This is a genomic window from Polaribacter sp. NJDZ03, from assembly GCF_019263805.1.
GTDB lineage: Bacteria > Bacteroidota > Bacteroidia > Flavobacteriales > Flavobacteriaceae > Polaribacter.
Genome location: NZ_CP079195.1, coordinates 4,012,867 through 4,037,519 on the forward strand (window position 1 = coordinate 4,012,867; position 24,653 = coordinate 4,037,519).

A 24,653-nucleotide genomic window follows, 5' to 3' on the forward strand; every position below is an offset into this window, starting at 1 on the left:
TCTTTTTGATACTGTTATCATTTTTTTCGTGTAAAAAAGAGGTTGAAATTGAAAATAATTTAATAAAAAAGTCTCATGTTAAGGACTTATTTAGAACATCTGATTATTCAAAATTAGATTATAAAGAGAAAGTTCGCTTTACAAAAAGAATCTCTGAAGATATAAATTTAGACATTGCAGATACGTATTTTATCTATAATAATATTAGCTATTTATATAGCAAGTTGCATAAAATAGACAGTGCTATCTTCTTCTCAAAAAAAATGTTAAACTTACCAAATGTAGAAAAAGATGATAATTTAAAAGGAAAAATCTTTTTTAAATTAGGTTCTTATTTTAATAGGATAAGTTTAAAGGATAGTGCCTATTATTTTTATTCTAATTCGAAAAAACATTTTACTAATACTAAAGACAGCATCTATACAAGTAAAGTTTTAATTAATTTATCAATTTTAGAATCAGATTTTGGTAGCTATTCTATTAGCGATTCTACGGCCGTACAAGCTTTAAAGTATTTAAATGATAAAGAGGTAAATTTAAGAGCAAGAGTATTTAATTGTATGGCTTTAAATTCTACCTACCAGTCTTTATATAAAGATGCGATTTCTTACTATAATAAAAGTATTGGTATTTCTAAAAGTAAAGGCTCAAAAATTATTTATAAAAACAATATCGCTCTTGTTTTTAAAGAGCAAAAGAAGTATTCAAAATCAATTTCAATTCTAGAAGATTTATTAAAAGATACTATTTCAAATCAAAGAACTAAAGCTAGAATTATTGATAATTTAGCACATACAAAATGGTTAAGTAATTCAAATAGGCATGTTTTAAAAGAATTATTATTAGCAGAATCAATAAGAAATGAACAAAAAGATAACTTTGGATTGATCGCAAGCTACAGTCATTTATCAGAATTTTTTAATGAGAAGAATAGGAGTAGATCATTGTTTTATGCGAATAAAATGTATGAAATATCAAAAAAAGAAAAAAGTCCACAAGATCAAATAGAAGCACTAGATAAAATTGTAAATCTGCAAACACCCCAAAATGCTATTAATTATTATAAAGAGAGCATTCGCTTAAGAGATAGTTTACAAACGGCAGAAACTAAGCGTCAATATAAGTTTGCTAAAATTAAATACAATTATGAAGAAGAGGAGAAGCAAAAACTAAAATTTGAAACCCTTGCTATAGAAAATAAATTAGTTGCAGAGCGAGAGGAGAATCTGAAAAAGAATGTTTTAATTTTAGGAGTAGTGTTAATTTCTGGTTTATTGTTTTTAATTTATAGAAGAAAAGTACAACACAAAAAACGAATTTTAGAAGAAAGTTATAATACAGAAACAAGAATAGCAAAAAAGTTACACGACGAATTAGGGAATGATATTTTTAATACGCTTACAAAAGTTCAAAACCCTAAAATTAAAACCGAAGAAATTATAAATGATTTAGATAAAATCTATTTACAAACACGAGCAATTTCTCACCAAAATGACTCCATAGAAACAGGTGGTAATTTTGAAAATTATTTTAGAAATTTAGTGGCAAGTTATAATTCTGATGCTTGTAAAATTATTTTAAAAGACATGTCTTCTTTAGGTTTAAATAACTTAAATAAAGACAAACAGATTGTTCTGTATCGAGTTTTTAATGAGTTGTTTGTAAATATGAAAAAACATAGCAAAGCAAGTTTAGTGGTTTTAGCCTGTAAGAAAATAAATAATAATTTAGAAATAAGTTATGTAGATAATGGAGTAGGATTTAAGGAAGATACTATTATTTTAAAAAATGGACTTAAAAATATGGAAACCCGTATAAAAACTATTAATGGAACCATTAACTTTGAAAATAAATCCAACAAAGGTTTAAAAGTAAAAATTCAATTTAAAAATTAAGAATGTTTAAAAAAGTTTTAGTTGTAGAAGATTTTGATGTTATTAATAGCGGAATTAAAATGGCCTTAGAAGGGTTAAACATAAAAGAAGTAGATTATATTTCTTATTGTGATGAAGCTTTTCTTAAAATTAAAAAAGCTTTTTTAAATGGAGAACCTTATCAATTAATTATCTCTGATTTATCCTTTGAAAATGACGGAACTCCACAAGAATTAAAATCTGGTGATGAACTCATAGAAAAAATTAGAAAAGAATTTTCTGATTTAAAAATCATTGTTTTTTCTGTAGAAGATAAATCATATAGAATTCAGAGTTTATACAAAAAACTTAAAATTCAAGGGTATGTTTGGAAAAGTAGAAATGGATTAAAAGATTTAAAAAAAGCAATTCACTTTATTTCTACTTCAGATGAATTTTATATTTCTCCGGATTTAAACTCTGCAATTCACCCCAAAAAGGCAATAGAGATAACAGATACAGATATTTTTCTTATGGAATGTTTGTCTAAAGGTTTATTACAAGAAGCAATTAGTAAAAAATTAAAAGAAAAAGAGATATCTCCTTCTAGTATTAGTGCTATAGAAAAAAGATTAAAGACTCTAAAAATACATTTTAATGCTAACAACCCCGCGCATTTGGTTGCTATTGCTAAAGATTTTGGACTTATTTAGATTTCTATTCAATTTTAAGTACTAGTCAGTAAATTTTAAAAAATAAAATAGATAAAAATAAAAGCCTCATTTCTTTAAAAAAATGAGGCCTTTATTTTTTAATATTATAACAAATCAGTAGTAGGTTTACTGAGATATTATTTAAGTAATTATACTAAAAAATCAAAAAATAATTTTTATTACTATAATGTATAAATACCTGTTATTTTAATTTCTTCTTTTTCTGCTCTTTTCATCCTTTTTAATTTCTTTCTGCTTTTTAGTTTTTCTTTTAACTACAGTTGGTTTTCTACTAGAACTATTATCATTTCTTGTAATAGAAGTTGTCTTTCCTCTAGTTACTGTTGTTGGTCTTCTAGAGGAGGTATTATTACTTCTTCTGTTAATGGTACTACTTTTTTTTGTATTTAAGGTAGCAGGTCTTCTTGTTGTTACATTATTTCTTCTGTCTACTACAGTTCTTCTATTACTATCTATTGTAGCCGATTTTCTATAAGTAGTATTATTTCTTCTGGTAGCTGGCGCTTGTTTTCTTCTTCTTAAAATTTTACTTTTTTTACCAATTTTAGCATTTGGGTTTGCTCTATAGTAATAATAATTATGGTCTTCTCTAATTTTAGAGTAATGTCTAGAAAAATCTCTGTGTGAAAAATAAGAATTATTATAATCAAATATATTTCCAATATTTAAGTTGACTCTTATACCGTTATGGTGATAATAATTATCTTTTACATTTCCGTAAAATTCAGGGTTTCCCCAATAATCATATCTAATTTTTAAATTTCCTACATCGGTTAATTGTCCTCTATAGTACTTCATAAAAACGTTTCCAATTCTGGTTACATTTCCATAATGATCATAGTTTATAAAAGAGTTTCCTATTCTTTGAATTCTACCTCTATAATCTCTAGTTATGTATACACCTTTTCTATTTCTATTAGAAGTATAATGCGTATTAAAATCAAATTCACCGTTGGTAAAAATAAAGAATTCAACATCGCGTTCTATAAAATTTACTGTATTTTCGTATGAGTAATTAAACCTAATTTTATTAGGTATTTCTTTATTGTTTTCTGCTTTAGTAGTTGCTACAAGAAAGAACATTCCTATGAATATAAGTATACCTTTTTTCATAATATATGGTTTTAGGGTTTTGCTTACTCTAATATACTTTTCAGCTTCCGTATTTGATTATTATAATTTCAAAGAACGTGCCAAAAAAGGAAATAGGCATTTACTGGTCTTAGATATACTTTTTTACTTACTATTTAATTTATTGATTATGAATTAATTAGCTTAATGTTTGTGTTTTATTAGAAAATATAGATAAGAACTCGTAAATTCATGAAAAAATTAACGACAAAAAGGAAAATTATTTTTTATGATTGAAGCTATTGAGAAAAACTTACAGAGAGGTATCTCTTTATTAAATACAATTTCTAATGAACAATATTCAGACAACTCGGTAGCTCCTTATTACTCTAGCATAGGTTGCCATATGCGTCATATTTTAGACGTATTTTCTTGTATTTTAGACGGATTAGAGACAAAGTCTATTTACCTAAATAAAAGAAACAGAAACGAATTATTAGAATTACATACTCAATTAGGTATTGAATATTTTAATGAAACAATTTATAAATTAAAAGAAATTAATACGCTAGATTTAGAAAATACAGTATTGGTTACGGATGATTTAGGTTTGGGAGTAAAGTCGGTAAATTATACCCTAGCAGCTATATTAATGCAAGCACACAGTCATGCAATTCATCATTTTGCTAGTATTGGTTATATTATTTATCAATTAGGAATAGAATTACCAGACGCAGATTTTGGTTTTAATCCAACAACACCAAAAGTAACTATAGAAAGAAGTTAAAACCTATTTAAGGCGTTAATTTGTAAAATATACAACTTATTGTTTTGCATAATAACAGCTTCTTTACAATTGGTAGGATACATAAATTGATGCTCTTCTAAATAATTAAAACATTTTTTATCAATGCTAAAATTAGCATAAAAATCTTTTGTTCCTTCAGAATCAAATCTAGATATGCTATAGGTTTCAGCATCAATTTGTGCTTCAATCTTAAACCAGGCACCACTTCCAATTCCGCCCAACCAAGTACCTTTTTTTAATTCAAAAACCTTTTTATTTGGATGCTCTGTGCCAATTAAGTTAGGTTCAATATCAAATTTATTAAAAAAAGAAGTATTGTATTCTTTAAGAATAGATCTATTCTTATAATCTTCAATTTTTTGATTGTAAATACTATGAATAAGGTTATCCGTATTTCCCTTAATTACATTTCCAATAGGGCTTGGTGTTAGTAAATTAGATCTTTTTAACAGCTTTCTAATTTTTTTATTTGAAGAAGAGGCAATAATTGTATCTGTTACAAAACGAGCACAATTGGTACCATTTTTTATAAAAGCTCCGTATGGAATTTCTTTTTCATTTATTAATTGAAAAATATAATTATTCGCTTTTTCAAAATCAATCTCAGTATGCATACTTGCAACCAATCTTCCGTCTCCATGTGTCTTTTCAGGGTGCTTTTCAATCCAAAGTAAAATTTCTTTTAAGTTGGTTAATTTTGCATTTTCAAATTCAGCATTTATAGAAACCAAAAGCTCGGGATCTGTTTCTTTAGATCTAACACGGCCATTAGTGTAACTTGTAATATACCTGCCAAAATCGAAATAATTAATTTCAGTTTCGTCTTTTTTTATCAACAATAATGCCGCATGACCAGCTTGCACAGCGTGCTTACTACCAATACCAATTAGGGGCCATATTTTACTAGAAGGCTCCCAATAAGCAGGCCTTACAACAGTGTCTGGGTAAGAGAGAATTACTATAATTCCGTTAGTCTTGTCTGTACTCATTAATTATTAAAAATAGCTTTTAGTAGAATGTTAAAAGTTTTAAAAGCAAAGTACAAGGTAAATATAATTATAATTACAGCAGCAAATAGAATAAGGTAAGAGAGGTATGCTTGAGGTGTATTGTTAAACTTTTTTAAAGCTTTAAAACCCATTGTAAGTGATACAGGTGAAGCTATAAAAAGAATAAGTAAAATACTTAAATTTCTTAAACCCTTACCCAATAAGTTATAATTAGTACTCATTTTTATAGTTTTTAAGGACGTTTCTAACATTACCATATTTAGTAAGTAACGCACTTGCCTCGGTTTGGTCTATATTTAGTTCTAAAACTAACATTTTTTCACCTCTTTCTACCAATTTTTTGTTAGAAAGTTGCATGTCTACCATTTTATTGCCCTTAATTTTACCTAATAAAATCATGGTTGCTGTAGAAAGCATATTTAGCACTAATTTCTGAGCAGTTCCTGCTTTCATCCTAGAGCTTCCGGTTACAAATTCGGGTCCCACAACCACTTCTATAGGAAATTGAGCAACGTTGCCTAAAGGACTATTTTTATTACAAGCAATACACCCCGTAACAATATTGTTTTTATTACATGCTTCCAAAGCAGAAATCACATAAGGTGTGGTGCCAGAAGCAGCAATACCAACAACCACATCTTTACTAGAAATATGGTGCGCCTGTAAATCTAACCAACCTTGGTTTTTAGAATCTTCTGCAAATTCTACAGCATTTCTAATAGCAGTATCTCCACCAGCAATAATACCAACAACCATTTCTGGCGAAACACCAAAAGTAGGCGGACATTCAGAGGCATCTAAAACACCCAATCTGCCCGATGTACCTGCCCCTAAATAGAAAATCCTTCCACCGTTTTGTAATTTAGTTACAATCTGTGTCGTTAAATTTTCAATCTCTGGTAAAGCCTTTTCTACGGCTAAAGGTACCGTTTTATCTTCGTTATTTATATTGCTTAATAGTTCTGTTACAGACATCTTTTCTAGATGATTGTAGTTAGAATCTTGCTCTGTTGTTTTTATAAAATTCATTGGTCAAAAATACAGAATTCCATACGAATCTTAAATGTTTTTGGGCGTTTTAACGGGCTTTACACTATATCTTTTTTATAATTTTATTTATGTAAGTAACTGCATAAGTAATATTAGTACATTGTTTAGTAACAAGAAGCTAACTCGCTAAATATAAAAAAGGATGCCGTTTCAATCCCTAACGCAGCGCCAATAACAGTACTAGACAGTTACTTTTTTTCTACCAAGCCTATGGTGTATGTATCTGTTTCTGCAATATGAAAATAGCCTAATGGAAAATTATCTTCGTTTGTAGTGTTAACAATATTACCTAATAATGATGAAGGAATAGATTGAAAAGGACCACCACCACTTTCTCCACTCTGACTAGATAAAATGGCAAAATAAGTGTAGTAATCTTTAGAGACTCCATACAATTTAATGTCAATTTCTTTAGGTAATTCCATCTTTTCATCTTCATAGAAATAAGAGAAATTATAATTAGAACCATTAAAATAGGTATCGTCTATATTTACAAAATTATTTTTATTAACCTTAAAAATGTAGTAATTTTCTTCATTTTCATTATCCGAAAATAAAATTTTCAACTCAATTTGATCCTCAGAAAAAAAAGTTTCATCACCTTGTGTAATGTTATCTATAACGGTAGATTTTATTTTGGTAGCTTTTCCTTTGTAGGTTTCATTATTGTAGATTACAGTTAATTCATATTCGGTATCATCCTCAGGAATAAAAGAATTTATTGGACTAAAACTTCCATTAGCATTTGTGTCTACAAAAGGAATTATGGTGTTAGTTGATAAGTTGGTTAAAGTAACAATTGCATTTGTAACAGTCGGAATTTCATCATCAAAATAATCTGCAGATAAACTAAGCTTTACATTCGTATTTGCAACAACAGGACTTTCACTAAAAAGTACTTCAAAAGAAGCATCAATAATTAATTTTGGTTCTATAGAGGGTACATCAATATCTACAACTTTCTCGCAACTTGCAAAAAGGATGATACATAAAACGATAATAATTTTTACATTTTTCATAAGAGTAATAGTACTTAAACCTTTCTAAGAGGTTTAGAATTTAAAATTATAAGTAACAGAAGGCACTAAGCCAAAAATAGAAGTTTGTATTGCTTCATTTCTATAAGTTTCACTATTCTGAGTAAAATTAATAGATGCTGCATTTTGGCGTCCGTACAGATTATAAACTCCAAAAACCCATTCTCCTTGCCATTTTCTATTCGCATTCTTTTCTGGAGTTAAGGTTGCAGAAATATCTAGTCTGTGATAGGCCGGTAACCTATCTGCATTTCTTCTATTATCATTGTAAATTGGCACATTTAAACCTTGGTATTCATATTGTCCAACAGGGTAATTTGTAGGTTGCCCTGTCTGAAAAACAAAGTTTGCATTAAACTTCCATTTTTTATTAAAGTCGTAACTTCCATTAATAGAAAAATCGTGTGTTTTGTCATAAGCAGTATTGTACCATTCTCCGTTATTAATACCAGGTTCTGCAGCTGTTCTACCAGGTGTTAATTGTTCAGATTTAGATAAGGTATAAGAAAACCAACCTTTAAATTTTCCTGCGTTTTTTTTAAGCAAAAACTCTAAGCCATAAGCTCTTGCTTTTCCGTTTAAAATTACCGTTTCAATTTCATTATTGGCAACCAAGTTAGCGCCGTTTATGTAATCTATTCTATTCTGAATGTCTTTATAAAAAACTTCTGTTTCTATAGAATAATCACCTTTTTTTAAAGTTTTAAAATACCCAACAGCATATTGATCTAAAAGTTGTGGTTTTATATATTTTCCACTAGGTGCCCAAACATCTAACGGAGTAGGGGAAGAGGTGTTAGATAATAAATGTAAATACTGTGCCATTCTGTTATAACTTCCTTTTATAGATGTATTGTCATCTAAAATATATGACATAGAAATTCTTGGCTCAAAGTTATTAAAACTGCTAATAACATCACTTCTTTTATATGATTCTGTGTCTGTAGCATCTGCAGATTCATATTTTTTAAACTCACTATTATAAAGTACAGCTTCATTATTTGCGTAAACATTTAGTTCATCTTGGCCTAGTCTTGTAAAATTACTAAAACGAAGTCCGTATTGCAACCTTAGCTTTTCACTTACTTTATGTTCTGCATCTAAATAGACTGCAAATTCGTTGGCATATTTATCAATTAATTTTTCAGGTAGAATTCCAGAATCCTCTCTGTTTGGTACAATTTCTCCAGGATTAAATTTGTTGTAGATGTTGTTTATACCATAACTCAATTTAAATTTATTATTGATGTAATGGTTAAAATCATATTTTAGGTTGTAGTTTGTTATACCAGAATCCCATTCAAAACCAACAAAATCTAGAGTTAATCCGTAAAAGTAATCAGAATAAATAACTGATAGGTTAGAGAATAGTTTATCAGAAAAAAGATGATTCCAACGTAAATTGGCAACTTTATTTCCATAAGTATTTACAAAATTATCACTAATTTCAAAAGCGTCTTTTCCAAAATAACCAGAAAAGAACACACTGTTTCTGTCATCAATTCTATAATTTATTTTGGTATTTAAATCATAAAAATATGCTTTGTTATCCATATCAAATAACGGTAAGAACAAATGTGCATAAGATGATCTACCACCCACTAAAAAAGAAATTTTTTCTTTTTTGATTGGTCCTTCAATTAATAATCTAGAGGATACCAAGCCAATTCCTCCAGTAACTTTAAATTCTTTACTGTTTCCTTCTTTCTGATAAATATCTAAAACAGAAGACAACCTACCTCCGTAATTTGCAGGAATTCCTCCTTTATATAATTTTACATCCTTTATTACATCTGGATTAAAAACGGAGAAGAAACCAAATAAATGTGATGAATTAAAAACAATTGCTTCGTCTAATAAAATTAAATTTTGATCTGCAGCACCACCTCTTACGTTAAAACCAGATGCGCCTTCTCCGGCGCTTGTTACTCCGGGTAGTAAGATTAAAGATTTTATAATATCTGCTTCTCCTAAGACTACAGGTATTTGTTTAATCGTTGCAGATGTAAGTCTGTTAACACTCATTTGTGGAGTTTTAACATTTAAGTTTTCTACATTTCCTTCTATGATAATTTCATCTAAACTTTCTGATTCTTCTTTTAAATTGAAATTTTTAATCTCTTTATCTTTTAGATTAATGGTTTCAATAATTGTAGAATACCCTAAGTAACTAACCTGTATTTTGTATGTACCTTCTGGGAGTGTAATGGAATAAAATCCATATTGATTGGTAGTAGTACCCGAGTTTAATTCTGGGAAATATATAGAAACACCAATTAAAGTTTCATTATTACTATTATCATAAATAGTACCACTAACAGTATGCTTTTCTTGGCTAAAAGCCGTAAAACTAAATAAGAGTAGTAGTAAAAGTGCTTTTTTAAAACGAAACATTTTGTTTAATGATTTAATTTGTAAAATAAAAATACGGTTCTAAAATTTAATATAAAGTGAATTCTATTTTTTTTATATAGGATTTATAAACAATAAAAGCCGATGTATAAACATCGGCTTTTATTAAAAATATTGTATTTAGAAGTCTAAATAGCGTTTAAAATAATATTTAAGGTAGCATTAGGTCTCATTGCAGCATCCGCTAAATTTTCGTTTGGTAAATAATAACCGCCCATTTCAACCGAGTCTCCTTGAATCTCGTTTAATTCAGCAACAATTTTAGATTCGTTATTCTTTAACTCTACAGCAACTTTAGAAAAAGTAGCTTTTAATTCAGCATCTTTATCTTGTGCAGCTAAACCTTCTGCCCAATAAGAAGCTAAGTAAAAATGACTTCCTCTATTGTCTATTTCACCAACTTTTCTTGAAGGAGATTTATCGTTTTCTAAGAACTTATCTGTAGCTTCATCTAACGTTTCAGCTAAAATTAATGCTTTAGAATTATTATTTGCTGTTCCTAAATGTTCTAGAGAAACTGCTAAAGCTAAAAATTCACCTAAAGAATCCCAACGCAAGTGGTTTTCTTCAACAAATTGCTGTACATGTTTTGGAGCAGAACCACCAGCACCAGTTTCAAACAATCCACCACCATTCATTAACGGAACAATAGATAACATTTTAGCAGAAGTACCAACTTCTAAAATTGGAAATAAATCTGTTAAATAATCACGTAAAACGTTACCAGAAACAGAAATAGTATCTTCTCCTTTTATAAGTCTTTCGCAAGTAAATTCAGTTGCTTTTATTGGTGATAAAATTCTAATATCTAAACCTTCAGTGTTATGTTCTGGTAAATATTTTTTTACTTTTTTAATAATTTCTGCATCATGAGCTCTGTTTTTGTCTAACCAAAAAACAGCAGGAGTTTCTGAAGCTCTTGCTCTTGTTACTGCTAATTTAATCCAATCTTGAATTGGTAAATCTTTTGCTTGACACATTCTCCAGATATCACCTTCTTCAACTTTGTGCTCTAAAAGTTTCTTTCCAGAAGCATCAATTACAGAGACTTTACCTGCAGCAGCAATTTCAAAAGTTTTATCATGAGAACCATATTCTTCTGCTTTTTGAGCCATTAAACCAACGTTAGGAACAGTCCCCATAGTTGTAGGATCGAAAGCACCATGTTTTTTACAGAAATCTATGGTTGCAGAGTAAATACCTGCATAAGCACTATCTGGTATAATTGCTTTCGTATCTTGTAATTTTCCATCAGCATTCCACATACGACCAGAAGTTCTAATCATAGCTGGCATAGAAGCATCTATAATAACATCAGAAGGTACATGTAAGTTTGTAATTCCTTTATCAGAATTTACCATTGCTAATTCCGGACCATGATCTATAGCATATCTTATTTCTTGTCTAATTTCGTCACGTTTTTCTTTAGGTAACTCACTTAATTTAGAAAGAAGGTTTCCTAAACCGTTGTTTACATCTGCACCAATTTTCTTAAAAGTTTTTCCATGCTTTTTAAATAAATCTGCAAAAAATACACGAACTGCATGACCAAAAATTATTGGGTCACTTACTTTCATCATCGTTGCTTTCATGTGTAAAGAAAACAATACGTTTTTGTCTAAAGAATCTTCATACTGCTCTTCTAAGAAAGATATTAATGCTTTTTTACTCATTATAGTAGCATCAATAATCTCACCATCTAAAAGGGCTAAATTCTCTTTTAAAATAGTTTTAGTTCCTTTTTCTGAGGTATGAATAATATTTACTGAAGTTGCATTTTTTACAGTTACAGATTTCTCATTATTTGCAAAATCACCTTCTGTCATTGTTGCAACATGCGTTTTAGAGTCTGAAGACCATGCACCCATAGAATGTGGGTTTTTACGAGCGTAATTTTTAATTGCTTTAGGAGCTCTTCTGTCTGAGTTTCCTTCACGTAAAACGGGGTTTACAGCAGAACCTTTTACTTTATTATACAATGCTAAAACAGCTTTATCTTCGTCTGTTTTAACTTCATCGGGATAATTTGGAAGAGCAAAACCTTTTTCTTGTAACTCAGATATTGCTTCTTTTAATTGAGGTACAGAAGCACTAATATTTGGTAATTTAATAATGTTAGCTTCTGGATTTTTTGCAAAATCACCTAAAAAAGCTAAAGCATCTTCTACTTGTTGTTCTGGTTTTAAATAATCTGAGAAATTAGCAAGTATCCTTGAAGATAAAGAGATATCTTTTACTTCAATTTCTATATTAGAAGATTTTGTGAAAGCTTTTACGATAGGTAAGAAAGATCGTGTTGCTAAAGCAGGAGCTTCATCAGTTTTAGTGTAAACAATTTTAGCTATTTTACTCATTTTGAGATATATTTTTATATGTTATTTTGTTTTTAACGAAATGCATTTCGTAAAAAAAAGTGGAACAAATTTATGAATTAATAATGATACTCTTGTTGATTAATTATCATTAATTATGTTGATTTGGTGTGTTTTTAATAATAAATTAAGTGTATTGCTAAGAATGTGAGTTAAAAACAAAATAAAAGCCATATCATACAATTTCTTGTAATGATATGGCTTCTTCGAAATAGTGTTTAAGTACTGTTTGTATTACTAGAATATCAAATAAAAGTTACCTTTTATACCTCTTTAATAAAGAGATTACTTATTGCTATTTCAGTTTTTGAAACATCCTTAATTTTAATCAAGCATTCTACTTTTTTAAAATTTTTATTAATGTTTCAATTGTAATCATTAAAAATAAATCTTTTTAGACTTAAGAACTATTTACACAATGAATAAATCTAATTTTCTTTTTATTCTTTCAAATAAATAGAAGTTTCAGTTTAGTTTTTATGATTAACAATATTATATAAAGAACGTTACTTTATCTATTTACAGGTTATTTAGTAGTTAACTTGTAAATTATATCATAAATATACGATTTGTTTATAGATATATTTCTTTTTTAACATTTTTGTTGTTAACAATCTGTTAACTGTAGTTGTTAATAATTGTGTACTAAAAAAGCGTTGTGATTTCTCACAACGCTTTTTTTAAATCTAAGTAAAAAGAGATTATTTTCTTCTTTTTTCAGTAATTCTAGCTTTTTTACCAGTAAGACCTCTAAAGTAGAAAATACGAGCTCTACGTACTTTACCTCTTTTATTAACTTCAATTTTTTGAATAGAAGGTAAGTTTACAGGAAAAATTCTTTCTACACCTATAGTACCAGACATTTTTCTGATAGTAAATGTTTCTGAAGCTGCAACTCCTTTTCTTTGAATAACTACACCTCTAAAAAACTGAGTACGTACTTTTTCTCCCTCTTTAATTTCGTAATAAACAGTGATTGTATCACCTGCTGCAAATTCTGCAAATTCTTTTCTTGCTACAAATTCGTCTTGTACAAATTTTACTAAAGATTCCATATCTTTTAATTTAATTGGTTTTGTAAAACAACGTTCACGATTTTTTCGTCAGAGGTTAATTTAGCGGTTGCAAAAGTAGTCATTATTTTTTGTTGATAAAATAAAAACTAATTATTTTTTAACCTGATAATTAGCTCAATAGTAAAGCTAAAAAATTATAGACGTTCCATTATTAATTTTAATAAAAGATTGTACTTTTTATGGCTAAACATTCTTTTGATAATACTTCTTTAAGAAGTTTCATCAAGTAAATCTGGTCTTATTTCTTCTGTTCTTTTATAGGCTTGGTCACTTCTCCAGTCATCAATCTTAGGGAAGTTTCCAGACAATAGAATGTCAGGAACTTTCATTCCTTCAAATTCCGAAGGTCTTGTATATACTGGTGGCGATAATAAATTGTCTTGAAAAGAGTCTGTAAGTGCAGATTGCTCATCTCCAATAACACCCGGAATTAAACGAACAACAGCATCTACTAGTACCGCAGCGGCTAATTCTCCTCCTGTTAAAACATAATCTCCAATAGAAATTTCTTTGGTTATGTATTTATCACGAATTCTTTGATCTACACCTTTATAATGACCTGTTAATATAAGTATATTCTCTTTTAAAGAAAGTGTGTTTGCGGTAGATTGATTTAATGTTTTTGCATCTGGAGTCATATATATAACTTCATCGTACAATCTTTCTGCTTGCAACTTTTTAATACAACTTGCAATCGGCTCAATCATCATAACCATACCAGCACCACCACCAAATTGGGTGTCGTCTATTTGTTTGTAATTTCCCAAACCATATTCACGTAAATCGTGAATTATAATTTCTGCCAAACCTTTGTCTTTAGCTCGTTTAATAATTGAGTGATTAAACGGACTCTCTAATAAATTTGGGGCTACTGAAATAATATCTATACGCATGCCGCAAATGTACTATTTTTGTTGGATTTTTAAATACCTGTTTTAGTAATAAAATAGTGCTTGATTTTTTATTAGATGTTCATTATTTCTTAAATTTGTTAGTTATATGGAAGAACTAACTTTAACAACACCAGCGCTTTTATTTTCGGCAATATCTTTAATCATGCTAGCATATACAAATCGGTTTTTGGCCTATGCAGCGGTGATAAGAAATTTACATGATATTTATTTAGAAAAGAAAGACACTTCCTTATTAAGGCAAATTAAGAACTTAAAGTTGCGTTTAAACTTAACAAGATGGATGCAAATATTCGGAATTTCTAGTTTGTTATTTTGCGTGGTAACCATGTTTTTAATTTATATAGGTTTAAATATAGTGGCAGCTTGGGTATTCGGATTTGCGTTAATTTTATTAATTATTTCTCTTGGATTATTGATAAAGGAATTACAGATTTCTATACAAGCACTGCAACATCATATTGAAGATATTGAAGAGCATTTAGAAAAATAATAAAGATGAAATTATTTTACTTTCACAGTAAAATTAGAGAGTATTTTTGCTAATCTTTTTTTCGTTTTAAATATTCTGGTAGACTTTCTGTTTGTTGGATAGCTTCTATTTTTAGTCATATTATTAAAAATAATAGCGGTTACAAACAATATTAAAACGCCTGTTAGAACAGGAGATAAAATATAAAAATAGCCTAAAGAAGTGATTTTTTCTGTTCCTATAATTGGTATTAAGGCAGTTGCTCCTCCTGGAGGATGCAATGTTTTTGTGTACTGCATTAGTATAATGGAAGTTGAAACAGCTAAAGGAGCCGAGATCCAAATAATATCAGGACAAAATTTTAAAACGCTAATACCAACAAAGGCGGATAATAGATGTCCACCGATAAGATTTCTAGGTTGTGAATAAGGACTTTGTATTGCCCCATAAATTAAAACGCTTGAGGCACCAAAAGAACCAATTAAAAAGATGTTTTCTACTTTGCTGAATGATTGAGATTGTATAAAAGCAATTAATCAGATACCGATAAAAGCACCAAGAAAAGACCAAAATTTTTCTTTATAATCTATTAAAGTTTCTTTGTAGATTATATATTTAGTAACCCTATACGTTCTTTTTAATTTTTTTTGTACCATCTATTTTTTCTTTACAGTTTTGTAGATAAACAGCCTACAAAGTTATATCAAAAAGAGTAGATAATAAAGTAGGTTTAAATATTTACGAATAACTAAAAAGAATGATGTTTAAATAGATTTTAATTGTCAATTTATAGATAACACGTTTGTTTATTGAATAAAATAAAACGTTCTAGTCTGTTTATTCCTAATCTTTAAATACTATGCTTTTTTGTCCATTTGAGAACCAATAAATGCAGTTCTTGGTGCTAAAAAATAACCTGTTAAACTAGCAAATAGAATGGGTATAAAATAAGAGAAACCAGTTAATGTAGCTAGTAATATAGTAGTACTCATTGGTGTTCTTGTAACACAAGCATTTATTCCTGCCATGCAACAAATAATTGCTAAGGAAACACTTATAGACGGAAAAAAATGATGAATTATTAAACCAAGTGTTGTGCCTACAAAGAATAATGGTATTATAAAACCACCTCGCCAACCAGACGTTACGGTTACAGAAATAGCAATAATTTTAAAAATGAGTATTAAAAATAAAGAGGTAATAGAGAAATCACGGTTTAATAGAGAGTTAATCTCCTCATGTCCAAAATATCTTGTTAAAGGGAAATAATAAGAAATGATACCAAGTACTATACCGCCAATTAAGGTTTTAATATAAATAGCTGTTTTTATTTTTTTAAAAACAGATTTTAAAAATTTTGTACAATAGATAAATATCCAACCCACAATTGTTGCTGCTATTGCTAATAAAACGGCAATACCAAAATCAAAGGTTCCAGAGTATTGATACGTAGGTAAAGTCCAAGTAGCACCTAAGCCTAAATGGATAATTAAAGAAAAAACAATATAACTAAAACAACTTGCAACCAAAGCAGGCATTATAGCTTTGTAATATTCTACCGCATGTTTGTGATGTAATATTTCTAAAGAAAATAAACTTCCTCCTAAAGGAGCTCCAAACAAAGCAGTAAAACCAGAAGCCATACCAGCAATACTTAGAGAGCGTAATTCTTCTCCTTTTAATCTAAAAATTTTTCCTAACCATGTACCAGTAGAACCTGTAACTTGTACTAAAGGGGCTTCCGGACCAAGGCTTCCTCCAGAGGCAACACAAAGTAGTGAAGAAAGTACCATTGATGGGTTGTTTTTTGGAGTTAATTTTCCTTTATTAAAACGGATGTTATTTACAATTAAATCTATCTCTCCAGGATCTCCAATATAATGGATAATTAATCCAGCTAATAAACCACAAATAGCCATTGTAGGGATTACTAAGAAGCCTTCAAAAAAAGCGATTTTATGAATTAAAAATTCTAAAACAATCCAATAAGTACCTGCAATTATACCACCAATCAATCCTACGAGCGCCCAAAGTAAAAAGGTGCGATTAAAAACAAATGGATTAAATTTTATGGGTTGGTCTAGTAGGTTAGAATATGAAATTAATTTTCTTTTTCTTTTAATTTTCATTTTTCTTATCGATTTGTAAATATAAAAATAGGTGGCGAAATTAGATGAAAATAGTATAGAAACAAAAAAATCTCAAGTGAAAGCTTGAGATTTTAAATTATATTAAAAGGGAAAATAATTTACATTGCTCCCCATTCTTTTAAAGATGCTGTGTTCATTTTAACATAACCTGCATTACCTGCTTTTTCCGCAAGTCTCAAAGATTCTTTCGCAGCTTTAATAGCTCCTTTTTTATCTCCTGCTTTTGCATGAATTAATGCTTGTCTTCTTAATACCCAAAATTTAGGTGAATCAGACATCATTTCTACCGATTTATCAATCCAAGTTTGCGCTTTTTTAATGTCTTTATCTGATTCTAAGTAGTAAGATGCAGCTGCATAATAATCATCAGCAGCAGGACCGTTCATAATAGCTGTAATTTGTTTAGAAACCATAGTGTCTGTTGGTGTTTCAACTTTAAAACCTACGTAGGTATTTTCCCACATAACTCCTAAAACAGCAGAATTATTTGTGATGTCATCAAAACTAATTGTAAAAGTCTCAATTACCATTGGCATTGTTTGTGGAGTTGCTTTTGCATGTGCAGCTACTTTAGCTTCATCCCAATTTTCTGGATTCCCCCAATTTGTAGCATCTGCATAAAAATATACATCCCAAGATTCTTTTCCTGGTTTTGTGTATACGGCATAGGTTCCTTTCTTTAATTCGTTACCATCTATTGTAACATCTGTAGAAAATGTAATTTTAGTATTTTCATTTGCCCCAGTTCTCCAAACTTCATTGAATGGTACTAAATCTCCAAAAATAGTTCTTCCTTTTACTCCTGGTCTAGAGTATTCTATAGTTACGTCTGTTAAACCTACTTGTTGTTCAATTTTTTGAGCTGTACTTGGTGCTGGTGTTTTAATTTGTGCATTTACAGATAATGTAAAAATTGCGACAAATAATGATAAAATAATTCTACTCATAATTAATGGTTATTTAGTGATTTTATTGATAGTCGAAATTACAACTTCAAAATAATAGAATTGTTAACAAAACCTTAAAAAGGATTGTATCTTTGTTAAGTTTGTAGAATTAAAAAGTCTTTTTTTATGAGAAATGTTAGTGTTTTAGGTTGTGGTTGGTTAGGAAAATCTTTAGCGATTTCATTGTTAGATGAAGGCTGTTTTGTAAAAGGTTCTACTACGAGTGAAGAGAAGCTAGAACTTTTAGAAATGAATAGTATAGAACCTTATATTGTTAATATTTCTGAATTTGAAGAGTTTGATGATTTCTTACATACAGATATTTTAATCATTGCCATAACTTCTAAAGATGTGGATGGTTTTGAAAACTTAATTTCTCAAATTGAAAATTCTGAAGTTCAGAAAGTAATTTTTATCAGTTCTACTTCTGTCTACGGACAATTGAATAAAGTAATGACAGAAGAAGATGCCGTTTTAAATACGCCTTTAACTGAAATTGAAAATTTATTTAGAGAAAACACTTTTTTTGAAACCACAATAATTCGTTTTGCTGGTTTATTTGGTGATGTTAGACAACCTTACAATTGGTTTAAAAATGGACGAAAAATTCCGCAGCCAAAAGGATTTGTGAATATGATTCATAAAGACGATTGTATAGAAATTATTCAGGAAATAATAGCACAAGATTGTTGGAATGAAACTTTTAATGCCTGCTCTAATCATCATCCAACAAGAAGAGAGTTTTATACCATAGCAAAATTAAGCAACGATTTTGAAATGCCAGAATTTGAAGATAATGAAGTCTATGAATGGAAAATTATCAGCTCTAAAAAAGTACAAGAAGTTTTAGGGTATACTTTTATTCATGATGACTTGTTAGATATTTAGAGAGTTTAGTGTCATTTTGAAATAAGCTTTTCTTTACAATTGAGAAGTCTTTTTAATTAGCTAATTGTTGTGAGATTTCTCCTCATTCTTCGTTCGAAATGACAGTGCGTTTGTGGAGGTGAGTGTTTTTTTTGATAGACGATATTGAAAACTTTTTAGATCAGCTAAGTGTGAGTTCAAATTGTCACTTCGAAGTAATGAGAAGTCTCATATGAGTGATAAGGCAAAACAGAACAACTTTACGAGGTTTCTCTTTTAGTTTATCTTGAGTGAAGTCGAAAGACTAAAAAACGCTCATTTCGAAATGACAGAACCCTAGATAAAAATAGTGATTCAATAAGTAAAAATAAGTAGCGCTAATTTGTAGAAAAAACTCAGCGAATCTCTGCGTTTTCTCTCTGTGAATCTCCGTGTTACAACCTACTATACTTCCTCTTTCTCAAATAATTAAATACAAACCCGAAGGTAAATAAAAGGATCAATGGGAGAACAACATTTAAAAACTGCCAGAAAGTACGTTCTTTAAACGCTTTTTGTTTGTCTAATGTTCTAATCTGTAAAGTCTTGTTTCTAAGCAGAATTAAACCTGCATCATCTAATAAATAATCGACAGTATTTAAAAGAAAATCTTTATTACCAAACTGTTGATTCGTCCATTTATCTCTATTTAAATCAAACGGTTGCTTTTTTAAAATCTGATTTTTTCCAATATCACCATCAGAAATTACAACCATTTTATTTTTGGTTGCATGCTCTTTAAAAAGCGGAGTTTCAAATGGTTTTACCCTGTCTTTATAAGCCGATTTAAAATTACCTTCTAGTAAAACTGCAACTAACTGATTTCCGCCTCTGTATTCATCTTCAATTACTTCATCAGCAATAGATTGAAGCTCAATAAAACTAGGTGTTCCAATTCTTTTCGTTAAAGTAGAACTTAATAATAAAGGTGTTTTTTTAATGTTGTTTTTTAACGTATCTATCTGGTTTGCAAATTGCAATCTAACAGGAGAAACATTTTTTGTAATTGGATGATTTGGATTTCCACCAACCAAAGGATGGAAAAACCAATCTAAATTTTTAAACTGCGTTTGATTCCCAACTTTACCAGTTGCTAAAGGGATTTGAGCAGCAAATAAGTCTTTAATCAGAGTGGTGTTAATTCTTATTCCGTAAGAAAATAATAGATCTGTTAAGTTTAAATCTCTTGGATACGCTAACATCTTTCCAGAATTGAACAAACTATCTTGATCTGCTTGCACATTGTCTAGCATCCACAATGTTTTTCCGCCATTGGCGATAAATTGATCTAAAGTCAGTTTTTCTTTTTCAGTAAATTTTTCAGTTGGTTTTGCAATAATTGCCAAATCTAAAGACGTTAAATCTTTAAGAGTTTGCTGCGGATTGATTTCTACAGAGTCTAATGTAAATTTTGCTAATTTATATTTCTTAGCAACTTCACTTAAAAAACTATATTGATAAATATCTTGTAACTCTCCGTTTCCAGTAATTACAGCCACACTTTTTTGTTTATTTTGGGTAACAGAATTAATCGCATTAGAAAAGCTATATTCCAAGTTTTCAATGGCTTTTTGTAGTTGTTCGTCTTGCGATGCTACAATGGCATTTGGCAATAAAGAAACAACGGTAGATTTTTTACCGTGTGCTACTTCTGCAAACGGAAAAATAATAGCTTCAGATAATTTACCATCTTCCTCAACGGTTAACTGGCTAGGTAACATACCTCTTTTAATCAGCTCCTCTCGTTGATTATCTGGGTTTTCAAAATTGATTTTTATGTTAGAATTAGTTGTTGCTAACTCTTCTAAATACTGTCTTGTTTCTGCTTGCAGTCTTTTAAATTCTGATGGGAAATCTCCTTCTAAATAAACGGTAACAAATAAAGGACTGTCTACTTTAGAAAGTATGTTTTTTGTGGTTTCGGAAAGTGTGTAACGATTATCTGCTGTTAAATCGAAACGTTTGTAAATTGATTGGTTGATGACATTTAAGAGAATCAATCCAACAATTATAAGGATGCTATTTTTTATATTTTTATTCATTATCTAAACGTGTTTTAGTGCTGAATAAAAAGAATACAGTTACACTTAAAAAGTATACAATATCTCGTGTGTCAATTACACCTCTAGAAATACTTTTAAAATGTTCGTTTAATCCCATTTTTTTAAGGGTTAAATTATTACCGATAGAATCGGAAATTACATCAAACCCATAAAATAAAAAGAAGGTGATAAAAACACCTAAAATAAAGGCTACTATTTGGTTTTTAGAAAGTGTAGATGTAAATAAACCAATAGCAGTATAGGTTGAGGCTAAGAATAATAAGCCAAGATAAGAACCAATTGTACTACCAAAATCTATGTTTCCGGCAGGGTTTCCTAATTGATAAATGGTGTAAATGTAAGTTAGTGTAGGTATTAAAGCAACAATAACTAATAGGAGGGAAGCCGAGAATTTACCAAGTACAATTTGCCAGTCGGAAATTGGTTTTGTTTTTAAGAGTTCTATGGTTCCGTTGTTAAATTCATCAGCAAAACTTTTCATGGTAATTGCCGGAATCAAAAATAAAAATACCCAGGGAGCTAAGAAGAAAAACGAAGTTAAATCTGCAAAACCTGCGTTTAAAATATTAAAATCGCCTTTAAAAACCCACAGAAACAAACCGTTTAACAATAAGAAAACACCAATAACTAAATAGGCAATTGGGCTTGCAAAAAATGAGTTGAATTCCTTCTTTAAGATCGCTATCAATGTAAAATGTTTATGCGTTTACTTGGTTCTTTTTATTTCTAATTTTGTTAATTCGAAATGACAATGAATCTATATAATATCAGTCTAAGCTTGTAGCAGACTAGTTTTATTTATCAAAAGCACCTCGACAAGTTCAGTGTGACATTGCTTTTTTAATTGTTCTTAGTTTTTAAGATGTTACTAAATTAATTTCAAGAACCAATTAATATTTCTGATGTCAGTCTGAGCTTGTCGAAGACTCTTTATTTTGATCTCTAGTTTCTATTTTTCTAACTTATAAATTCTATTGTCTTCAAAACCTTCATCTGTTCTGTCTACTTGCAAATCAAAATCTAGTTTATGTAATAACGTAATAGAAGCAAGATTATTTTTGTGCGTAAAAGCTTCTATGGTTTTTAATTCCATTTTTTCAAAAGCATATTCTAATACTTCTTCAAAAGCCTCCGTCATATAACCTCTTTCTTGGTAGTCTGGGTGAATTTCGTATCCAATTTCTGCATAATTTTCTGCAACATCAAAATTACGTAAACCAATTGTACCTAATAATTCTGCACTATTTTTAGATTCAATAACCCAAAAAACCCCTTTGTTGTCTGCTACTAAATTAGTGGCTTGGTCTATAAAAGCTCTAGCTTCAGAAAGATTTTTAAGAGACTCACGTTGTATATATTTGTTAACTTCTTTGTTTGCTCTTAAACCAAAAACTGCTTTAGCATCTTCTAAGTTTATTGCTCTTAATGTTAATCTGTCTGTTTCTAAAACAGGAAAAGTAGTAAAATCGAAATCCATTATTTATTTATATTTGTCTTAATTTTTTTATTGTAAGCTCACTTTTTTATCAACGCTCCATGCAAGTGGTTTGTCGTTAAAAAACACCTTTGTTTTTGCCCAAACATCTTTAAAAAGAGCTGAGTTTCTGTAATTTTCTAAATCTTCTTCTTGTTCCCAATAAGAGTAGGTGAAAAAGATTTCTGGGTTTGTTTTGTCTTGATATAATTCTAATAAGTTACAACCTTTAGAAGCTCTAATGAATGCTTTTTTTTCTTCAAACATTAATAAAAACTCTTCGATGTGTTTGGTATGAAAACTTAATTTTACAATTCTAACAAACATGTTTTTAGGTTAAGTGAGTGAAATCTGGTTTTATGTCATCGATAAAATCGATAATTATAGCATCTCTATAACCTAAACCTAGCAGGGTAGATGCGCCACCAACTGTATCTAGATTACTTCGGTAAATTGCAATTTCTAAATAACCAGCAGAATTAAAAATAGCCAATTTATGACCTTCATATTGCTGGTTGCTGTAAGATTCATTGCTTACTACTTCATTATATTTACTGAATATTTTTGTAAAAGAATGTTTTCTTGCATGCACAATATAATTTCTTCCTTTGCCAATTTCTTTAAACATTTTTTTACTGATATTGGTAATTACATTTCCGTAATTGTCAATATAAATAATACCTCCAGAAATTTGATTTTGCTGCTGATTTGTCTTTGGCTGAATTTCAACAATCTTTTTAAATTCAGGAATTTCTTTTCCTATAACCGTTAAGTTTCCTCCTCTAGCAATAAAACAAGCTACTTGTACAAATACATCTAAAACAGGAAAACTACTTTCTATTCTATCATGAATATTGATTTCTACAATTTTACTTGGTTGAATTTCCGAAGCAATCATAGAGATTAAACCGTTATCTGGACATACAAAAAAATGACCATCTAACTCTATCGCAATGTGTTTGTTTTCATCACTTAATTCTGAGTCTACACCAACAATGTGTATGGTTCCTTTAGGGAAACTTTTGTAAGAGTTTTTTAAAATATAAGCCGTTTCGGTAATACTAAAAGGAGATACTTCATGTGTAATATCTACAATTTTAGCATCTGGCAATTCAGAATAAATAGCTCCTTTTACAGCGCCAACAAAGTGGTCTTTTGTGCCAAAGTCTGTTGTTAAAGTGATTATAGACATTAAAAAATGGGCTGTTAATTAATTGTGTAAAAGTTGTTAATTATTTTACGCAAATCTAATCATTTTAAAAAATTTATTGGTTATTTTTAGTTGAAATATAAATGTAATTTATTAATAAAAATTAATCATTTGAACGAACGCACTATAGAGCTTACAGAAATTAGTCCTAAAGATTTTTTCGGAGCACAAAACAGTACTATTGAACAATTAAAGAGATACTTTCCAAAAATTAAAATCGTTGCTAGGGGCTCTAAATTAAAAATTTATGGAGAACCAGAAATTTTAGATGAGTTTGAAACCCGTTTAGAGCGATTGATAAAGTATTATAATAAATACAATAAGTTAGATGAAAATAGCATTGAACAAATTTTAACGTCTAACGGAAATGAAGAAAAAACTACAGCAACTAAAAAAGCGAAAGAAGTTTTGGTGCATGGAGTTAGTGGACGATTGATAAAACCACAAACCGAAAACCAGCGTAAAATGGTTGCTTTAATGGCAAAGAATGATATGTTGTTTGCTGTTGGTCCTGCCGGAACAGGAAAAACCTATACAGCGGTTGCTTTGGCGGTTAAAGCTTTAAAAGAAAAAGAGGTCAGAAAAATTATTTTAACAAGACCCGCAGTAGAATCTGGCGAGAATTTAGGTTTCTTACCAGGAGATTTAAAGGAAAAATTAGATCCATATATGCAACCTTTATATGATGCATTAAGAGATATGATTCCGCATGAGCGTTTAGAATCTTATATAGAAAAAGGCGTTATACAAATAGCACCTTTGGCATTTATGCGCGGTAGAACTTTAGACAATGCATTTGTAATTTTAGATGAAGCGCAGAACACAACCCATAATCAAATGAAGATGTTTTTAACAAGAATGGGTAAAAGTGCAAAGTTTATTATTACGGGAGATCCTGGTCAGATAGATTTACCTAGAAAACAAATTTCTGGTTTAAAAGAGTCTTTATTAGCCTTAAAAGATATAGACGGAATTGCACAAGTATATTTAGATGATAAAGACGTGGTGAGACATCAATTGGTACGTAAAATTATTGGTGCTTATAAGAGTATAGAAACAGAATAAAAATTTTAGTTGTTAGTAACTAGTCTTTAGTT

Annotated in this window: 22 protein-coding genes and 1 pseudogene; 6 read left to right on the forward strand and 17 right to left on the reverse strand. The window is 29.5% G+C overall.

All coding sequences use genetic code 11. The annotated features are described in order from the left end of the window. Positions 1-5: 5 nt before the first annotated feature. Both KV700_RS16865 and KV700_RS16870 read left to right on the forward strand, forming a co-directional pair. On the forward strand, positions 6-1,895 hold the full coding sequence (locus KV700_RS16865; RefSeq protein WP_218598600.1) for a sensor histidine kinase: 1,890 nt from the start codon (positions 6-8) through the stop codon (positions 1,893-1,895). Between the two features lie 2 nt (positions 1,896-1,897). Next, complete coding sequence (locus KV700_RS16870; protein ID WP_218598601.1) at positions 1,898-2,566, forward strand: response regulator; 669 nt, start codon at positions 1,898-1,900, stop codon at positions 2,564-2,566. A gap of 207 nt (positions 2,567-2,773) precedes the next feature. Here the strand turns inward: KV700_RS16870 and KV700_RS16875 are convergent, their stop codons facing one another. Then, positions 2,774-3,700, reverse strand: a complete 927-nt coding sequence (locus KV700_RS16875; RefSeq protein WP_218598602.1) for a hypothetical protein — start codon at positions 3,698-3,700, stop codon at positions 2,774-2,776. Between the two features lie 247 nt (positions 3,701-3,947). Between KV700_RS16875 and KV700_RS16880 the strand changes: the two genes are divergently transcribed. Beyond that, positions 3,948-4,445: a DinB family protein gene (locus tag KV700_RS16880; protein WP_166383062.1), complete on the forward strand. Its 498-nt coding sequence runs from the start codon at positions 3,948-3,950 to the stop codon at positions 4,443-4,445. Here the strand turns inward: KV700_RS16880 and KV700_RS16885 are convergent. From KV700_RS16885 to trmD, 8 genes are all read right to left on the reverse strand, one after another. Next, positions 4,442-5,455 (reverse strand): DUF6695 family protein, encoded by a 1,014-nt coding sequence (locus tag KV700_RS16885; RefSeq protein ID WP_166383064.1) that lies wholly within the window; start codon positions 5,453-5,455, stop codon positions 4,442-4,444. The two genes, KV700_RS16880 and KV700_RS16885, sit on opposite strands and share 4 nt — an antisense overlap. Beyond that, on the reverse strand, positions 5,455-5,697 hold the full coding sequence (locus tag KV700_RS16890) for a DUF6095 family protein (protein ID WP_166383066.1): 243 nt from the start codon (positions 5,695-5,697) through the stop codon (positions 5,455-5,457). The genes KV700_RS16885 and KV700_RS16890 overlap by 1 nt, the downstream gene beginning before the upstream one ends. Beyond that, positions 5,687-6,505 (reverse strand): N-acetylmuramic acid 6-phosphate etherase, encoded by an 819-nt coding sequence (gene murQ, locus KV700_RS16895; RefSeq protein WP_218598603.1) that lies wholly within the window; start codon positions 6,503-6,505, stop codon positions 5,687-5,689. The genes KV700_RS16890 and murQ overlap by 11 nt, the downstream gene beginning before the upstream one ends. 209 nt (positions 6,506-6,714) lie before the next feature. Next, positions 6,715-7,545: a DUF4249 family protein gene (locus KV700_RS16900; RefSeq protein ID WP_218598604.1), complete on the reverse strand. Its 831-nt coding sequence runs from the start codon at positions 7,543-7,545 to the stop codon at positions 6,715-6,717. Positions 7,546-7,578: 33 nt separating this feature from the next. Beyond that, positions 7,579-9,957, reverse strand: a complete 2,379-nt coding sequence (locus KV700_RS16905) for a TonB-dependent receptor (RefSeq protein WP_218598605.1) — start codon at positions 9,955-9,957, stop codon at positions 7,579-7,581. A gap of 146 nt (positions 9,958-10,103) precedes the next feature. After that, positions 10,104-12,329: an NADP-dependent isocitrate dehydrogenase gene (locus KV700_RS16910; protein ID WP_218598606.1), complete on the reverse strand. Its 2,226-nt coding sequence runs from the start codon at positions 12,327-12,329 to the stop codon at positions 10,104-10,106. A gap of 719 nt (positions 12,330-13,048) precedes the next feature. After that, complete coding sequence (gene rplS / locus KV700_RS16915; RefSeq protein ID WP_068450019.1) at positions 13,049-13,402, reverse strand: 50S ribosomal protein L19; 354 nt, start codon at positions 13,400-13,402, stop codon at positions 13,049-13,051. A gap of 230 nt (positions 13,403-13,632) precedes the next feature. Next, on the reverse strand, positions 13,633-14,316 hold the full coding sequence (gene trmD, locus KV700_RS16920) for a tRNA (guanosine(37)-N1)-methyltransferase TrmD (protein WP_166383076.1): 684 nt from the start codon (positions 14,314-14,316) through the stop codon (positions 13,633-13,635). 106 nt (positions 14,317-14,422) lie between these two features. On the opposite strand from trmD, the gene KV700_RS16925 reads away from it, so the two are divergent. Then, entirely contained in the window at positions 14,423-14,827 is a 405-nt protein-coding gene (locus KV700_RS16925; RefSeq protein ID WP_166383078.1) for a DUF2721 domain-containing protein, read from the forward strand. Positions 14,828-14,838: 11 nt separating this feature from the next. Here KV700_RS16925 and KV700_RS16930 read toward each other — a convergent pair. The 3 genes and pseudogenes from KV700_RS16930 to KV700_RS16940 all read right to left on the reverse strand — a co-directional run bounded on the left by KV700_RS16930 (position 14,839) and on the right by KV700_RS16940 (position 17,903). After that, a pseudogene (locus KV700_RS16930) lies at positions 14,839-15,462 on the reverse strand (HPP family protein). 201 nt (positions 15,463-15,663) lie between these two features. Next, the gene (locus tag KV700_RS16935) at positions 15,664-16,935 is read right to left on the reverse strand and encodes a chloride channel protein (RefSeq protein WP_218598607.1); all 1,272 of its coding nucleotides are present in this window, start codon (positions 16,933-16,935) and stop codon (positions 15,664-15,666) included. A gap of 119 nt (positions 16,936-17,054) precedes the next feature. Further along, positions 17,055-17,903: a DUF2911 domain-containing protein gene (locus tag KV700_RS16940; RefSeq protein ID WP_166383084.1), complete on the reverse strand. Its 849-nt coding sequence runs from the start codon at positions 17,901-17,903 to the stop codon at positions 17,055-17,057. Between the two features lie 126 nt (positions 17,904-18,029). On the opposite strand from KV700_RS16940, the gene KV700_RS16945 reads away from it, so the two are divergent. After that, positions 18,030-18,791 (forward strand): dTDP-glucose 4,6-dehydratase, encoded by a 762-nt coding sequence (locus KV700_RS16945; RefSeq protein WP_218598608.1) that lies wholly within the window; start codon positions 18,030-18,032, stop codon positions 18,789-18,791. Positions 18,792-19,204: 413 nt separating this feature from the next. Here the strand turns inward: KV700_RS16945 and gldG are convergent, their stop codons facing one another. The 5 genes from gldG to KV700_RS16970 form a co-directional block, all read right to left on the reverse strand. After that, positions 19,205-20,851 (reverse strand): gliding motility-associated ABC transporter substrate-binding protein GldG, encoded by a 1,647-nt coding sequence (gene gldG / locus KV700_RS16950; RefSeq protein WP_218598609.1) that lies wholly within the window; start codon positions 20,849-20,851, stop codon positions 19,205-19,207. Continuing rightward, positions 20,844-21,560, reverse strand: coding sequence for a gliding motility-associated ABC transporter permease subunit GldF (gldF, locus tag KV700_RS16955; RefSeq protein WP_218598610.1), 717 nt, complete (start codon positions 21,558-21,560; stop codon positions 20,844-20,846). The genes gldG and gldF overlap by 8 nt, the downstream gene beginning before the upstream one ends. Before the next feature lie 261 nt (positions 21,561-21,821). Continuing rightward, complete coding sequence (locus KV700_RS16960) at positions 21,822-22,349, reverse strand: GNAT family N-acetyltransferase (RefSeq protein ID WP_218598611.1); 528 nt, start codon at positions 22,347-22,349, stop codon at positions 21,822-21,824. 27 nt (positions 22,350-22,376) lie between these two features. Beyond that, complete coding sequence (locus tag KV700_RS16965) at positions 22,377-22,673, reverse strand: putative quinol monooxygenase (RefSeq protein WP_166383095.1); 297 nt, start codon at positions 22,671-22,673, stop codon at positions 22,377-22,379. Between the two features lie 4 nt (positions 22,674-22,677). Then, positions 22,678-23,538, reverse strand: a complete 861-nt coding sequence (locus KV700_RS16970) for an S-adenosyl-l-methionine hydroxide adenosyltransferase family protein (protein ID WP_165733588.1) — start codon at positions 23,536-23,538, stop codon at positions 22,678-22,680. A 129-nt stretch (positions 23,539-23,667) separates the two neighbouring features. Between KV700_RS16970 and KV700_RS16975 the strand changes: the two genes are divergently transcribed. Further along, positions 23,668-24,621 (forward strand): PhoH family protein, encoded by a 954-nt coding sequence (locus KV700_RS16975; protein WP_218598612.1) that lies wholly within the window; start codon positions 23,668-23,670, stop codon positions 24,619-24,621. Positions 24,622-24,653 lie beyond the last annotated feature (32 nt).

Excerpts from the sequence above, each read along its gene's own strand:
- trmD (WP_166383076.1), bottom strand. The coding sequence starts at position 14,316 with ATGCGTATAGATATTATTTCAGTAGCCCCAAATTTATTAGAGAGTCCG.
- KV700_RS16905 (WP_218598605.1), bottom strand. The coding sequence starts at position 9,957 with ATGTTTCGTTTTAAAAAAGCACTTTTACTACTACTCTTATTTAGTTTT.
- gldG (WP_218598609.1), bottom strand. The coding sequence starts at position 20,851 with ATGAATAAAAATATAAAAAATAGCATCCTTATAATTGTTGGATTGATT.
- KV700_RS16900 (WP_218598604.1), bottom strand. The coding sequence starts at position 7,545 with ATGAAAAATGTAAAAATTATTATCGTTTTATGTATCATCCTTTTTGCA.
- KV700_RS16945 (WP_218598608.1), top strand. The coding sequence starts at position 18,030 with ATGAGAAATGTTAGTGTTTTAGGTTGTGGTTGGTTAGGAAAATCTTTA.
- KV700_RS16880 (WP_166383062.1), top strand. The coding sequence starts at position 3,948 with ATGATTGAAGCTATTGAGAAAAACTTACAGAGAGGTATCTCTTTATTA.
- KV700_RS16940 (WP_166383084.1), bottom strand. The coding sequence starts at position 17,903 with ATGAGTAGAATTATTTTATCATTATTTGTCGCAATTTTTACATTATCT.
- KV700_RS16875 (WP_218598602.1), bottom strand. The coding sequence starts at position 3,700 with ATGAAAAAAGGTATACTTATATTCATAGGAATGTTCTTTCTTGTAGCA.
- KV700_RS16885 (WP_166383064.1), bottom strand. The coding sequence starts at position 5,455 with ATGAGTACAGACAAGACTAACGGAATTATAGTAATTCTCTCTTACCCA.
- KV700_RS16910 (WP_218598606.1), bottom strand. The coding sequence starts at position 12,329 with ATGAGTAAAATAGCTAAAATTGTTTACACTAAAACTGATGAAGCTCCT.
- murQ (WP_218598603.1), bottom strand. The coding sequence starts at position 6,505 with ATGAATTTTATAAAAACAACAGAGCAAGATTCTAACTACAATCATCTA.
- KV700_RS16890 (WP_166383066.1), bottom strand. The coding sequence starts at position 5,697 with ATGAGTACTAATTATAACTTATTGGGTAAGGGTTTAAGAAATTTAAGT.
- KV700_RS16870 (WP_218598601.1), top strand. The coding sequence starts at position 1,898 with ATGTTTAAAAAAGTTTTAGTTGTAGAAGATTTTGATGTTATTAATAGC.
- KV700_RS16960 (WP_218598611.1), bottom strand. The coding sequence starts at position 22,349 with ATGGATTTCGATTTTACTACTTTTCCTGTTTTAGAAACAGACAGATTA.
- rplS (WP_068450019.1), bottom strand. The coding sequence starts at position 13,402 with ATGGAATCTTTAGTAAAATTTGTACAAGACGAATTTGTAGCAAGAAAA.
- KV700_RS16935 (WP_218598607.1), bottom strand. The coding sequence starts at position 16,935 with ATGAAAATTAAAAGAAAAAGAAAATTAATTTCATATTCTAACCTACTA.
- KV700_RS16965 (WP_166383095.1), bottom strand. The coding sequence starts at position 22,673 with ATGTTTGTTAGAATTGTAAAATTAAGTTTTCATACCAAACACATCGAA.
- KV700_RS16970 (WP_165733588.1), bottom strand. The coding sequence starts at position 23,538 with ATGTCTATAATCACTTTAACAACAGACTTTGGCACAAAAGACCACTTT.
- KV700_RS16925 (WP_166383078.1), top strand. The coding sequence starts at position 14,423 with ATGGAAGAACTAACTTTAACAACACCAGCGCTTTTATTTTCGGCAATA.